This window comes from Brevibacillus halotolerans, assembly GCF_026891775.1.
In the GTDB taxonomy this organism is placed as follows: Bacteria; Bacillota; Bacilli; order Brevibacillales; family Brevibacillaceae; genus Brevibacillus_B; species Brevibacillus_B halotolerans.
Window position 1 is genome coordinate 89112 of sequence record NZ_JAPTNK010000010.1, and the last position, 14382, is coordinate 103493.

A 14382-nucleotide genomic window follows, 5' to 3' on the forward strand; every position below is an offset into this window, starting at 1 on the left:
CAGCGTTTTCATAAAGGGGGCATTAGAGATTCTTTTGAGAGAAAAAGCGTTCGTTTGTGAATTTTCACAAATGCGCAAAAGAACTATCCCAGCTTCATTACCTTTAAATCAATATAGAGCGAATATCGCTGGTTCGGATCATCTAAATCAATCTGCATGATTTCTTCAATGCGCTTTAAACGATAGCTAAGCGTATTAATATGGATATGCAGATGAGCCGCTGTTCGGTTAACCTTTCCGACATGATCGAGAAAGACCTCCAACGTCTCGGTTAAATTCGTTTGGTTTTCTTGATCATAATAAAGCAGTTTAGCTAGCTGATCATTCTTGTAGGCTTGTTCTTTATTCCAGCTTTTCATCTGAGGCAAGAAACGGTAGATTCCCAATTGCTGAAATCTCAGTATCCGCTCTGTCTCCTGAGGAAACAGCCGTTTGATCACATTCATTTGCAAAGCCTCTTGATAGCTTTGACGCCCTTCAATAAGGGAACAAACCGGGCGGCCACAGCCAATATGGGCTTTTCCCTTTCCAAACTTATCTGTGAGCTTGGACATACATTCCCCTAAAAATTGCTCAGAATAAGTAACCAACACGTCTTCTGTAGCAGCTTGCCCTTTAGGGTGCTGCATAAGCAAAATCAGCTGAGAACCATCTGTTAAGCTATACATTTTATCTCGCATCAATAGAGGATAAAGCAATTGGTGCAGCTGTTCACCCTTGCCTTCCAGAACCTCTATGGTACAAACCATCAATGGAGGAACAATCTTCATGTGTAGATTAATCGCCTTCTGTTGCAGTTTCGTCTCCTCGCTATGTCCACCAAGTAAAAGCTCCCAGAGGAATTCTTTTTGTCTATCCTGCTCGGCTTTGCGCTTTCCTTGTCGTTGTAGCAGTCGAGGCACCGCTTCCTTAGCAGCCTGACGAAGAATTTCATCATCCCAGGAGGTCAAGGCACGATTTACCTCCTGCGCCCAGATATAGCCCAAGATATCATTGCCTCTGCGTATCGCAATTGCAACCCGTTTTCCAAGTCCAATCTCTTTCTTTTCAGGAATATGTACGGGGTCCTTTTGCGAAAAGAGCTGTTGAAAAACGCCATCCTTCCAGAGCCTTGCTAATACTGTTTCTGGCACACGCCGTCCCATAATCGTAGACCAACGCGCTGGATCGGTACTATCACCGTGAGAGCTATAAGCAATCAGTCGATGATCCAAATCTTCAATGGTAATTGGATTTTGTAGTAATTCACCTATAACATCTGCCAATTCATCAATATCACTATGCTGGTACTGCTCAAACAAATTTTGCTGCATACATGAATTCCCCGCTTTTTTAGTTACCTACATGGATCCGTTATCATCCTTTTGTCTCTTCATTATAACGAATGGGCATAGGGGGAAAAAGCGATTTTTCAAACGAATTGTTTCCATTATTCGCTTTTACATCTGTTGCTCAACAACTCGCTTATTTGCAAAATTCTTTTGAAAGATATAGTAGTAAAAAATGGCCGCTAGAAGCATACATGTGCCGTGTATGAAGAATAAGAAGCTTACACTTATATAGACAGGGAACGTAACTGCGATAATCCCCAACGTAACAGAATGTGACAGCATCATCATAGGCGTAAGGCACCCGTATACTCTTCCAATTATTTTGGGGTCAACGAGGCTTGGCAACCAACCGCCAAAACCTATATTTAATAAGGGAAAAGCCAGAGAAATGAAAAAATCAAGGAGAATAAAAATGGAGACGTTGTTCGTAAGACCTGAGAAAACAACCGAGCTTCCCATAATTATAAGGGAAAGAACTGCTATGTGATATAGTTTCATTTTAGTTGCTAAATAGGACCCGACTACACTTCCAAACAAAGAACCTATCCCTGACACAATCCCCATCCATAGCAATACTGTCTCATATGACTCTGGAGCAAGTTTATACTTTAATGCGTAAGTAGGAATGAGTGCATAACCGGCATTTATAATTCCAAATAGAAAAAAAGCACTTGATATGGCTAATACTAGTTTATTATTCCAAATATATCGAACACCTTTGCTGAAATCTGATATCAAGGCTACGATTGATACATCTTTCCACGATTTCTCACCATTTGGCAATCTGATTTCTACTTTGATATTGCATAATTGGATTAGCAATCCAGATACCAGATATGATATGGCATCTACCAAGATTGCTCCCTCTATACCAATGTGCCAATAAAGAAAGATACTAATGGAACTGCCTACTAATATAAGAATACTGTTTACCATTTGATTTAAACCGGTAGCTACTGGATATTCCTTTTCGGTTAAAATGCCTTGCATGATAGCTCTTTGTGCAGGACCAAAAAAATTAGAGACTGCACTCCTCACAAATATGATGAAAAAGGAAAGGACGATGGAATCAATGGCAATAGAAAAAAGTAATCCTAGAGAAAGAAAAGCACAAATAAAATCCGCCCAGGAAGCAATCTTTTTGCGGTCAAAACGATCTGCCACAGCACCAATGAACAAGAAAATGACAAGCATGGGGAGAGAGTACATTAATTCTGTAATGGTAGCAAAGATAGGCTGTGAAGAAAATCTTGTAAGAATATATAATGTGAATGCGATGAGACCAATTTTATTGCCCATAGAGGAGGTTACATTCGCCAGAAAAAGATATGTATAGTTTTTATTTTTGAATATTCTTATGATATCCAAACCAAAATCTCCTTCTTAACGTACAAATATTTTTAGATGCTACAGGGCATGATTGCATGTACTTACTTATTATCTTAGATGGTCATGCCCCAAATTGTTTGGCGTTGATATCCATCATTTTCGTTGTCATGATAGCAAATAGACACATTACCTAGGTAGTAAGTAACCTATGCCTAACTAATTCATCTAAAAACATTTGTATATCATTTGTAATCATCGTATTTTCTGTATTAACATTAAATTTTCCCGATATCTCTTTTAGCATCTCTTCAAGCGTAATTGTTTCTTTCGTACAAATATGTGTCCACAGTGTACAGGCTACTTCATCCTCAAACAATATCGTTTGTCCTTCAGGTGTAAGGACAAATATACCCTCTGCATTTTGATCATAAAAGATATCTTTGTTTACTTGATAGGGAGACATCATTAGGAAGGAACCTCCTCTTTTGATTTTCTAAAATAATTCCACATATGTTTTTTCAAGTTGCTTTTTATAATTTTGCATTCTTCCGTGTTTGTGCCATCTATACTGTCTGTATCGCTCCATTGGATAGCTCTGCATCCACCTCCACACATATGTTTAAATGTACATTTTCCACAAATCGGTAAGTTATCCGTGATTCTGTTTCGTGATGCAGTAAAGACTGGAGATTCGTAATAAATTTCTTCTAACGATTTGTCTTTTACATTTCCACCTAAAAACTGGGGATTATGCATGATTTTACAGGGAAATACATCGCCTTTGCTATCAACCGAAAACTCACTGTACGCGTGACCACAATGATTTTTAATGTAAAACTGGTTAACAGCATCAAAATTAGGTTGTTTGTTGATGATTGTGTTTTCGATTTTTATACGTTGCACATAATTTAATTCGTGTTCGTGAGTCTTGCCTCTTCCTAATGAAGCTACAGGAGCTATAATGAGCCTGATGTTATTTTTATTTGTATAATCGATTACGTCCTCCACAGCATCCATATTATTTTTCGTGATTGTCTGGTTAATTTTTAACTTACAACCAGCTTCTAGCAATAAATCAATGGCCTTTTTCGCCTTCTGCCACGATCCTTTTCCCCTATTTTTGTCATGCTCGTCCTCGATCATGGAATCAAGGCTTATCGTTACTAATTTCGTAATCTCGGCAATTTTGTTAGCTATCTCTTTGTTAGAAATAAAAGAACCATTTGAAATCATATGGACATGTAATCCTAAGGAATCGGAATATTCCATTAATTCTACGAGATCTTTTCGTAAAAATGCCTCTCCCCCTGTAAAAACAATCGTTTTTGTCCCTAATTCCTTTACTTCTGTAATGACTCTTTTAGCCTCTTCGGTAGAAATATCATTATCCATAGATCTGCTGGGGCTACTTTCTGCATAACAATAGACACAATTTAAATTACATTTGTATGTTGTAACAAAATAAACAGATTTAGGTACAGGTTTATGCATACTTTGCTTGTTCTCAGTATCTACCTTAAAGCTATCAATCTTATACAGTCTAATCAAACCAATGACCCTTTTTACCAAACTTGCATCGTACTGTTCATCAATTAAACCCTGCGGTGACTTTTTGTTGTAAATCATTTCATGCGCTATTTCATATTCTTGCTGATTCAACACAATCCAACTACTCACCAAGTAATTATGAATAATATAATCTTCCTTTTCTCGATAGACAGCTAATCTTGGAAAAGTTAATACATCATCGGTTACTAACATCGTATCATTCCTTTCCTAATAGAAATAGTAATGGCACTATTTTTACAAGTAGTGCCATTACTAATATTGCCTATGTGTCTTACGCTCCTGCTCCATTTTTTGCACCACATTGACAAGAATCAACTACATCAATTACGCCAGGGTTTACTACTTTCACTTTTGGTGTTGTATAATTTTTCATACTCTCACCTCCCTTCTATAAATGGCATAATATAACTTTACTTAAATTTACTTTTAATTCAATATATTGTCAATAATTAAAATAATTTACTTTTACTAAAAAAGCCAGTTAAACATTGATATGTTAATGTAACTGGCTTTACTTATCCTATTATCTATTTAATAGAAATGCTTTCTAACCAACGAAACATAGCTTTCGTATATTCTCCAATCTGCTCCGAAGTAAATAAGTGGGACTCATCCTCTACCAACCACAACTCATGTGGTTTATGATGCAGGACAAGAGCTTTCGCCAAACGATTCGCATGCTCTACCCCAACATTCTGATCGATTTTGCCATGAATGATTAACACGGGACAGGTGATTTTTTCTACCTCCCTCACTGGTGAGCGGCTCTCATACGCTTCGGGAGCAGAATCTGGGTCACCCATCATTTTTTTCAGCAAGGGCCGCAAATCCTCCCGTTCTGCATACGTAAGATGCATATCACTTACACCGCTCCAAACAACTACGGACGCAAAACGGTTAGGTATCATGCTAGCGCGCAGTGCCATCATTGCCCCTCTGGAGAAGCCATACAGATGTATCCGGCTGCGATCTACAAAAGGCATGTTAGCAAGTAAACCATAAGCTTGATGCACATCCTCTAGCTCTGCTCCGCCAAATTCGTCTTTACCAGGGGCGCCCTCATTTCCCCGATAGTGAGGAGCAATAATAACATAGCCGAAAGCTGCCATTTGAGAGATTCGCATTGGCTGAACTCTTCCGACTTTTTTATAGCCGCCTCGGCAGTATAAAAGGGCTGGCAAAAGACCTTCTGCTTTAGGCTGAGATTGTAATTTCTGATCTGGAATAGCTAAAAGTGCTTTTACTAGGTGTATTTCGCTACGATAGGTTACTGTGAACAATGCCACCTGCGGAATAGCTCGTTCTTCTTCCGTAATTTGAATGATCTCAGTAACACCCTGCAAAAGTTCTCTCCACATGCTTTATTACCACCTGTTCTCTATATTTATCCAGATTTTATGCTAAAACATGAAAAAGAAAAGAGGAACTATGATAGTTCCTCTTTTCTGTTTATAACATCGCTACGATTAGTATCCGCGCTTATTCTGTTTTTTATTGATGGTAGCTATATTTTCTTCGCTGTGCTTCAACCATTTTTTCATTTTGTCCTCAAACGAGTCCTTAGGAGTGTCACGCTTACTGAAGCTACGGTCTCCACCACGATTACCCCCACCACGATAGCCGCCACGTTCTCCACCACGATCTTTTTGTTCGTCGCGAGCTTCGCGTTCTGGTGCTGGTAAAGCTGCGCGAACGGAAAGGGAGATCTTACCCGCATCATCGATGGAGAGTACTTTAACCTTCACAGCAGCTCCAACGGAAAAGTGATCATTAATATCCTTTACAAAACCATTTGCAACTTGGGAAATGTGAACTAGTCCTTGTTGCGTTTCATCCACAGCAACAAACATACCAAAAGGTTTAATTGCCGTCACTTTTCCTTCAATGATGCTTCCAACTTCTACTGCCATCCATTTTGCACTCCTTTTATCTTTTCACCAAGTGTCGAGAACCTCACTTCATACAGGCTCATTTCCTAAGTATAGCAGACAAAACGATTTAATGAAAAGCCCATTCTTCACTTTTATACTTGTACCATATCTGTTTTATTTAGGAAAAGCTGGTAAGCATCGGTAGCCATCACTAATTCTTCATTAGTTGGGATTACCATAATCTTCACTGGAGAGTAAGGACTGTTGATGAAGCCCTCTCCTTTGTTGTTGCGATTTGCTTCTTTATCAAGAATAACACCAGCGTATTCTAGTCCGTTACATACCAATTGACGAACTAATTCACTGTTTTCGCCCACACCTGCTGTAAAGATGATACCGTCGATGCCGTTTAGGCGAGCCAAGTACAAACCAATGAAGTCATGTAGGCGTTGAGCGAATAATTCAAGTGCTAATTTAGCACGCTCATTACCTTCTGCTGTTGCTTTTTCAATGTCTCGCAAGTCGCTGGAGATGCCAGATAAACCTAGCACACCGCTTTCTTTGTTCAAAATCTCCATTGCACCCGCTGTATCTGTTTTTTCGATTTCAGCGATGTATGGCAAGATACCTGGATCAATGTTACCGCTACGAGTACCCATCATTACACCCGCTAGTGGAGTCATACCCATAGATGTATCAATGGATTGGCCATAGCGAACAGCCGTGATGCTTGCACCGCTACCAATATGACAACTAATTAGACGTAATTTTTCTTTTGGAGTACCCATTAATTGCTCAGCACGTTGAACAACATAACGGTGAGACGTTCCGTGGAAGCCGTATTTACGAATGCCGTATTTCTCGTAGTACTCATATGGTAATGGGTACAAATATGATACTGGAGGCATTGTTTGATGGAAAGCTGTATCAAATACGGCTACGTGCAGCGCATCTGGACGAATTTTTTGCGCCAATTCAATTCCTAGTAGATTGATAGGGTTATGAAGAGGTGCAAATCGAGACAATGCATCAATTTTTTGTTTTACGTCGTCCGTAATAATCACGGATTCCTTGAAATCCTCTCCACCGTGAACGACACGATGAGATACCATAGAGATATCGTATTGCTTGTATTTATCAAAGATAGCATTAATAGCTTGTTCATAAGCATCGCGTTTTACTTCTTCTACAATGCCTTTATCGATTACTTTACGGGAAGGCAATTCGAACAATTGATATTTCACAGAGGAACTACCGCAGTTAAGAACAAGACTTAGCTTTTTCTCCTGTGCTTTAAACTTAGAATAGGTGTCACGATTATCAACTGGTACAATAACTTCTAATTCCATGTTGTTTTTAAGACCAGCAGCATTGGCTTCGTCCGTATCAATGTGCAATTCCAAACGGAAATCCTTATGCACACGGCACAATACATTTTCAAACACAATGGAACGAGTTCCTGGAACTTCAACGGAAACAAATTGTTTGTCTTTTACGCCAAATTCTTTTGCTTCTTCTTCAGAGAAGTGAATGTGACGGAATGCAATGATAACACCTTCATCAATGGTAACAGTTCCATGAGGACCTTCGAGAGTGATACCAGGGCTGCCCTTAATGTCTCCAGAATCACGTACTGGAGGCTCTACACCCAAGACAAAGCTGTCCGTACGGGATACTTCTAGTTGGGTCGCTTTACGTACCGGTCCTAATACACGCACTTTATTAATTCTACCTTTTGGTCCAACAATGTTAACCGTTTCTTCTGCTGCGTACTGACCAACTTGTTTTAGATCTTTTAGCTTCTTAAGTTCATAGCCAGGTCCAAATAATTGATCCAGATCTTGTTGTGATAAGTGAATATGACGGTTTGAAATACCAACAGGTACTTTCATTTAACAGACTTCCCTTCTTTTTCCTAATTCTATAGTGGTGTTATCTCTCTTTATGATGGTTGATTTTCTAAATTTTATCATCAACCCTACGTTAAAATGTTAACACCTGTGAGTATTCTGTTACAACATTTTTAAACTTTTTTGTTTTTTTCTGAAAATTGTATAGACAAATAAAAATATTATGCCAATGAAGGCTCCCGAAAAATCAAGCACAACATCCGTAACGAGTGCAGAGCGATCGGGTGTAAAGGACTGATGCCATTCATCTAGCACCCCTAAAAAAAGGCTTAAAAACAAGCTCCATGGCAATGAATAAGCAGGGGAAGAGAAATAGCGAATGGCTTGGAACAGCATGATTCCAATGAACATAAAACCAAAGAAATGGCCTCCTTTACGAATGAAAAATTCTAAAACTCCTTCTACACCATTATTTTCAAAGCTTACCTCCTTGTTTACATATTGAAATGAAATATTTCCAACTTTCTCCTGAACATCATGTAGGTCGAGATATTTTTTTAATTGTCCGCGTATATCCTGTTGTCCATACGGTTGAGAAGAAAATACAAATTGAACAGCTAGTGCCAATAGTAGAATACATACGTACACCAGCCCCTTTCGACGATTCATGGGTCACCTCTTTGTGAAATAAACTGATTTTCACTATTATACCTGAAAGCTTGGCCAATGGAAAAAGGGCTATCCATTGAGTTGACAGCCCTTTTTGGTCTACTGTTTATGCCAAATCTATGGTTACCTGTTATTTAGTTATCTATTGGTATGCGGTAAGGGTTGAAAATCTTCCGAACATAACTTTTCCCGTCTATCTTCTATTTCTGCCATATCCTCTTCTTTCCTTCCTTCATTTCGATCTAAATTACCATCATTTACATAATTTCTTTTCCTTCTATTATTCCGCCAATTACCAAATAACTGGCAAGTTACCCCTTTGACAGCTCATCATCGGCTACCGCGAGCATCTGTTTCGCTTTACCGCAAAAACAAAAATAAAAGAGCAGCCCCACATGATACGTGGAAGCCGCGTCTTATATTCCTGCTATTTAGATGAATATGAAGGTGTCAACTGCCAGCCGTTTTGCAAAGCGACCCACTCTGCTGCCTCGCGCACGCTCTTTACTGTATGAGCCGCTTTTTCTTTAATAGGCTCATCAGCATGTCCCATGGCAAAGCTGTGTGTCACTGCTTCAAACATAGGCAGATCATTGTAGGAATCCCCGATGCAAGCCACTTCATCCGGTGATAGACCTAGGTTGTCCATCAATCGGCTTACGCCATCTCCTTTACTAACATGTAAAGGCATTAAATCTAGACAATCGCTAAAGGATACAAATGAATCAAATTGTTCAGGGTATAGCTCATGAACCTTTTGCTGTAATTGCTTTAATGTCTCCATTTCCCCGATATATGTTAATTTAGTTGGTTTTAGCTGATCGCTGAACATATTAATAAGGTTTGGCTCCTCTTTAATTTGTTCCTTATGAGCCTCTTCTATTTCCTTGTACGCTGTTTTTTTCGTCAGGTACACATCATCGCCCACACTCACCAAGCTTATTGCATCGAATTCCTGCCCTGTCTCACACAATTTCCGAGCCATCTCTGGATCAAAATCGCAAGCATGCAGTAACTGCTCTTCTCGCGTAATAACAAAACCACCATTTTGGCTCACACGATGGCATTGATGACCTAGCTCCTCAATGACCCATTTAATATCTCTATCAATACGACCGCTGGCAATACAAATTTGGATTCCCTTTTGAGCTAAAAACAGCAATGCCTCACGATCGGCCGGATCAATTTTTTTCTCATCTGTTAGTAAAGTGCCATCCAAATCGCTTACAAACATTTTTATCATGCAGGTTTCCTCCGTTTCAAAACTCTCTATCTATCCTTAGTAATCTTACCTTAAAAAGAAAAGATATGATAGGTCGCTAAAGTTGTGTTCTACCCTTTTATCTTTTTGAATAGTCTGATAAAATTCATCTTATAAAACGCTTACACACATCCCAGATCGTACAAAACTGTGATAGCTTTTTTTAAACAGGAGGGAGAGGTGCATCGTGGCAAAGATTTATGAATCATATAACGACATGGTTGCGGATATTCATGATGGGGCTACGTTATTAGTAGGTGGGTTTGGTCTCTGCGGTATTCCGGAAAATCTGATCATTGCCTTGCGTGATAAAGGGGTCAAGGGGTTAACCGTGGTTTCAAATAATTGCGGCGTGGATGATTGGGGGCTTGGCCTCATGCTACAGCAAAAGCAAATTAAGAAAATGGTCAGCTCTTATGTAGGGGAGAACAAAGAATTTGAGCGGCAATTCCTCTCCGGCGAACTGGAGGTAGAATTGACACCACAAGGTACGTTAGCGGAAAGAATTCGTGCTGGTGGGGCTGGCATTCCTGCCTTTTATACGCCGGCTGGTGTTGGTACACCAATTGCCGAAGGGCGTGAAACTCGTATATTTCATGATAAAGAATACGTAATGGAAACTGCGATTACCGGTGATTTTGCATTAATCAAAGCTTGGAAGGCAGATACGCTCGGTAATCTCATTTATCATAAAACCGCACGTAACTTTAATCCAATGATGGCGGCGGCTGGTAAAATCACGCTTGTTGAGGTGGAAGAAATCGTAGCGGCAGGTGAACTTGACCCTGATCATATTCATACTCCAAGCATATACGTACAACGCTTGATTAAAGCCCCTTCCTTTGAAAAACGTATCGAACGGCGCACTGTTCAGAAAGCTTGATATAACATTATTAAAAATATTATCGAACAATCACAAACATTGATAATGTTTAATCAAACGCTTACTCACTGTTTAAAATAAGGAGGTAGTTATCCATGACCTTGTCTCGCGAGCAAGTGGCCATGCGTGCCGCTCAGGAAATCGAGGATGGTTTTTATGTAAATTTGGGAATTGGTATGCCTACACTGGTGGCTAACTATATTGCGGAGGGTAAAACCGTAGTTTTACAATCAGAAAATGGATTACTGGGCATCGGCCCTTATCCGTATGCTGATGATATCGACCCTGATTTGATCAACGCTGGAAAAGAGACCGTTACTGCCATTTCTGGTGCTTCCTATTTCTCCTCTGCTGAGTCCTTTGGCATGATCCGCGGAGGTCATATTGATTTGGCCATTCTGGGTGCGATGGAGGTATCCGAGAAGGGTGATTTAGCTAATTGGATGATTCCAGGAAAAATGGTAAAAGGAATGGGCGGGGCCATGGATTTGGTCCACGGTGCAAAAAAAATTGTGGTGATCATGGAGCATGTAAATAAGCATGGAGAGAGCAAAATTCTTCCTGCCTGCACGCTTCCTTTAACCGGGAAACAAGTGGTTAACCGGATTATTACTGATCGTGCAGTATTTGACGTAACGTCAGAAGGCCTTACTTTAATCGAAGTAGCGGATGGCTTCACAGCAGATGATATTAAAGCCTGCACCGCCGCTTCCTTCCAAGTGGCAAACGAGTTAAAAACCGTTACCGTCTAACACGGTTACTTTCATTTCATTTCGCATAACCTAACAAGACATCGTAAGCTTGGCTTTGCACATATGCAAAAGCATCTCCTCTGTTGCGCTTGTTAGAGCTAAGAATCCCTGTATTCTAGGCAAAAAAAGGCAACCCTTGGGTCGCCTTTTTTATTTAGAAAGGAGCTTGCAAATGGCTACCACGCTTGGCTTTCTTGTTTTACATGGATTTGCAGGCAAAATGAATGATGTGCTACCTCTCGTTCAATTTTTGCGTAGTCAAGGCTATACTGTTGAATGCCCTACATTAGAAGGTCATGGGACCGATCGTTATCATTTGAAGCATTCTACTCGCCAGCAATGGATACATTCAGCCGAGCATGCCTATCAACGACTTAGCATGCGCGTAGATGTCACAGTGATAATCGGTTTTTCAATGGGTGGCCTACTTGCCTTCCATCTAGCCGCTCGTTACCCCGTTCGACTCTTGTTTACTCTGTGTACACCATACTACTATTGGGATATTCCCCAATCCCTTTCTAATTTAAAAGAAGACTTCAGTAACTACAGCAACAAATATCTGGCTAGCCTGTTCCGTATTCCGCTTACTAGCATGCTCCAGTTCCGCAGGCTTTTAGCTGAAACAAAGCTCATGATGCATCGTGTTACATGCCCGTACTACATTATTCAGGGGAAAAGGGATGATACTGTTCAAGCTGTTAGCGCAGAGTATCTACAGCGAAAGGTGACGAGCAAGCAAACCGCTGTTCAATATTTCCCAAACTCTGGTCATATTATTTTACATGGCCCTGAATCTCAGCAGGTCATCTCCTATATCAACCATGTTCTACAGCAAGAATTGCCCGATCTTTATGGGAAAACTACGGTTTTATTTTGATGAACCAAAACTCGATCCTCTAAATGCCAATGAACAGCGCGGGCCAACACGGTCCGCTCTATTTGTTTACCCAAACGCTTAAGATCATCTACATCATCACGGTGAGTCACACGTTCTACTCCCTGCTCAATAATCGGGCCCGCATCCAGTTCTTCCGTTACGTAATGCGCAGTGGCACCAATTAATTTAACGCCACGCTCATACGCTCGTTCATATGGCTTTGCTCCTACGAAAGCTGGTAAGAAGGAGTGGTGAATATTGATAATTTGGCATGGAAAATCTTGCAGGAAGGTCGGTGATAAAATCTGCATATAACGAGCTAATACAATCATATCTACCTTGCCTTTGATGAGCTCGATTTGCTTTTGCTCAGCTTCTTGTTTCGTGTCCTTTGTCACAGGAATATGATAGAAAGGAATCCCCATCGCTTCTACAATATCTTTCGTATCCAAGTGATTACTGATAACCATCGCAATATCCGCATGTAAGTATCCTGCACTGTACTGCCACAGCAATTCTACTAGGCAATGATCTTCTTTCGATACAAAAATGGCCATACGCTTACGCTTGCATGCCTCTACTAGCTTCCATTCCATCTCAAATTGTTTGGCAATCGGTGCAAACCCCTGATTTAATGACTCCCAGCACTCTTGTAGACGGCTTTGCTTAAATTCAATCCGCATGAAAAAGCGTCCACCTTCTGGGTCGGTTGTATATTGGTCAGATTGAATGATATTAGCACCTTGTTCATATAGATATCGAGAAACTGTCGAGACGATCCCGGGACGATCAGGGCACGTAATTAGCATAATTGCTGTATCTTCATGCTTTTGCTTAAATTGGTTCCATTCTTTGTCAGATATTGGTTGCATCGTAGGGTTCCTCCCGAATTTTTTCTTCAAAGTATAGCACGTTCCCCTTCGTTATCCAATCACCGTAATAAAGAACAGATTTATGGCATTTTTTCCTGTAACCTTTTCGGCCTGCCAAGCGTAAAAATGAGTGAGAAAGGAGAGGGGATTCATGTTAAAATCATTAAGTTTAGGTTTACTTGTCTCACTCCTCGTCTCATTACTCATTCAAGACCACCTGCTCATGCTTAAAGTAGCTGTTATCCTTGGTGCCTTATTCTGGGGGATCAGCGCATTCATTTCTACCTTTCTATTAGATAGTAGCAGAATGCATGAACGCTCTCTTTTTTATGATAAAAAACACAAAAAACAGCAAATGTGGGCCGTACATTTTTTTTTAGTAGGCCTTCCCAACATGTTATTATCTCTTTTTTTATATGTAGAAATGTAAAAGCAGGCATGTCTTTTCGCATATAGCAAAGGACCATACCTGCTTTTCTATGTTAGTAATTATGATGAATCTATCATTTATGATGCCAGCTATAGAAGAAATCATGCGGTACGAAAAGAATGTCATCATCACTTGAACCATTCAGGCAGTTTCCGAATAAAATAGGCAAGCAATAATCCTAAGGAGACAGGTAGCGCTATTGCAGTTAAGGCCCCCATAAACTCCATATATTCTCTACTTTCCATATCTTTCTTCCCCCTCCATACTAGTACGCTAAAAATCGAGGGAAGTTGCGGTCAACTGATAAGAAAACTCACATGTTGCCGGTAACGTGATTACTCATCACTAAATTTCCTGTTTAAAAATTGGATAAACTAAGCCAACAACACAAGGATGGTGATGTTTATTTGTTAGGCATAATCATGATAGCTATCATTACCTTTTTGGGCTTATTCTCCATTTCCTACTTTCTGTACATCAAAAAACCTGGAACCTTGTTTCTTATGTATATCCCTTCAACGGTCGTATTTATTGTCAGCAGTATAGCAGTTCTATATAGCATCAATATAAGTGGACTTGAAGGCTTGGGAATTGCATTTATTGGTGCTACGATCGGCATCACTAGCCTTCTGACTTGTATTGTACTCACTATGATGGTGCTGATTAAACAAGATAAAAAATAAAACGA

The 14382-nt window shown here is 40.0% G+C and carries 15 protein-coding genes and 1 pseudogene; 5 read left to right on the forward strand and 11 right to left on the reverse strand.

Annotated features, from left to right (window positions below):
• Positions 1 to 83: 83 nt before the first annotated feature.
• The 10 genes and pseudogenes from O0550_RS13995 to O0550_RS14040 all read right to left on the reverse strand — a co-directional run bounded on the left by O0550_RS13995 (position 84) and on the right by O0550_RS14040 (position 9862).
• Complete coding sequence (locus tag O0550_RS13995; RefSeq protein ID WP_258426658.1) at positions 84 to 1313, reverse strand: PucR family transcriptional regulator; 1230 nt, start codon at positions 1311 to 1313, stop codon at positions 84 to 86.
• Positions 1314 to 1439: 126 nt separating this feature from the next.
• Complete coding sequence (locus tag O0550_RS14000; protein ID WP_003341038.1) at positions 1440 to 2699, reverse strand: MFS transporter; 1260 nt, start codon at positions 2697 to 2699, stop codon at positions 1440 to 1442.
• A 151-nt stretch (positions 2700 to 2850) separates the two neighbouring features.
• On the reverse strand, positions 2851 to 3126 hold the full coding sequence (locus O0550_RS14005) for a PqqD family protein (protein WP_003334486.1): 276 nt from the start codon (positions 3124 to 3126) through the stop codon (positions 2851 to 2853).
• Complete coding sequence (locus tag O0550_RS14010; protein ID WP_101669195.1) at positions 3126 to 4421, reverse strand: radical SAM/SPASM domain-containing protein; 1296 nt, start codon at positions 4419 to 4421, stop codon at positions 3126 to 3128. The genes O0550_RS14005 and O0550_RS14010 overlap by 1 nt, the downstream gene beginning before the upstream one ends.
• Before the next feature lie 335 nt (positions 4422 to 4756).
• Positions 4757 to 5587 (reverse strand): alpha/beta hydrolase family protein, encoded by an 831-nt coding sequence (locus tag O0550_RS14015; protein ID WP_121472983.1) that lies wholly within the window; start codon positions 5585 to 5587, stop codon positions 4757 to 4759.
• 108 nt (positions 5588 to 5695) lie between these two features.
• Entirely contained in the window at positions 5696 to 6139 is a 444-nt protein-coding gene (locus tag O0550_RS14020; protein WP_003334483.1) for a S1 RNA-binding domain-containing protein, read from the reverse strand.
• Positions 6140 to 6252: 113 nt separating this feature from the next.
• Positions 6253 to 7344: an acetate/propionate family kinase gene (locus O0550_RS14025; protein WP_233882867.1), complete on the reverse strand. Its 1092-nt coding sequence runs from the start codon at positions 7342 to 7344 to the stop codon at positions 6253 to 6255.
• Between the two features lie 150 nt (positions 7345 to 7494).
• Positions 7495 to 7992: pseudogene (gene pduL / locus O0550_RS14030) on the reverse strand (phosphate propanoyltransferase); the annotation flags it as partial.
• A 120-nt stretch (positions 7993 to 8112) separates the two neighbouring features.
• Positions 8113 to 8619, reverse strand: a complete 507-nt coding sequence (locus tag O0550_RS14035; RefSeq protein WP_003334481.1) for a VanZ family protein — start codon at positions 8617 to 8619, stop codon at positions 8113 to 8115.
• Between the two features lie 427 nt (positions 8620 to 9046).
• Positions 9047 to 9862, reverse strand: a complete 816-nt coding sequence (locus O0550_RS14040) for a Cof-type HAD-IIB family hydrolase (RefSeq protein WP_003334480.1) — start codon at positions 9860 to 9862, stop codon at positions 9047 to 9049.
• A gap of 205 nt (positions 9863 to 10067) precedes the next feature.
• Here O0550_RS14040 and O0550_RS14045 point away from each other — a divergent pair, with 205 nt between their 5' ends.
• The 3 genes from O0550_RS14045 (at position 10068) to O0550_RS14055 (ending at position 12392) form a co-directional block, all read left to right on the forward strand.
• Complete coding sequence (locus tag O0550_RS14045) at positions 10068 to 10763, forward strand: CoA transferase subunit A (RefSeq protein WP_121472985.1); 696 nt, start codon at positions 10068 to 10070, stop codon at positions 10761 to 10763.
• Between the two features lie 95 nt (positions 10764 to 10858).
• Positions 10859 to 11515 carry a CoA transferase subunit B gene (locus O0550_RS14050; RefSeq protein WP_068792579.1) on the forward strand — a complete coding sequence of 219 codons (657 nt, stop codon included), beginning with the start codon at positions 10859 to 10861 and terminating at the stop codon, positions 11513 to 11515.
• Between the two features lie 172 nt (positions 11516 to 11687).
• On the forward strand, positions 11688 to 12392 hold the full coding sequence (locus O0550_RS14055) for an alpha/beta hydrolase (RefSeq protein ID WP_258426659.1): 705 nt from the start codon (positions 11688 to 11690) through the stop codon (positions 12390 to 12392).
• Here O0550_RS14055 and purU read toward each other — a convergent pair.
• Positions 12365 to 13264, reverse strand: a complete 900-nt coding sequence (gene purU, locus O0550_RS14060; protein WP_003341052.1) for a formyltetrahydrofolate deformylase — start codon at positions 13262 to 13264, stop codon at positions 12365 to 12367. The genes O0550_RS14055 and purU overlap by 28 nt on opposite strands.
• 151 nt (positions 13265 to 13415) lie before the next feature.
• On the opposite strand from purU, the gene O0550_RS14065 reads away from it, so the two are divergent.
• Positions 13416 to 13694, forward strand: coding sequence for a DUF5316 family protein (locus O0550_RS14065; RefSeq protein WP_022585532.1), 279 nt, complete (start codon positions 13416 to 13418; stop codon positions 13692 to 13694).
• A 407-nt stretch (positions 13695 to 14101) separates the two neighbouring features.
• Positions 14102 to 14377, forward strand: a complete 276-nt coding sequence (locus O0550_RS14070; RefSeq protein ID WP_233882587.1) for a YesK family protein — start codon at positions 14102 to 14104, stop codon at positions 14375 to 14377.
• Positions 14378 to 14382: the final 5 nt, after the last annotated feature.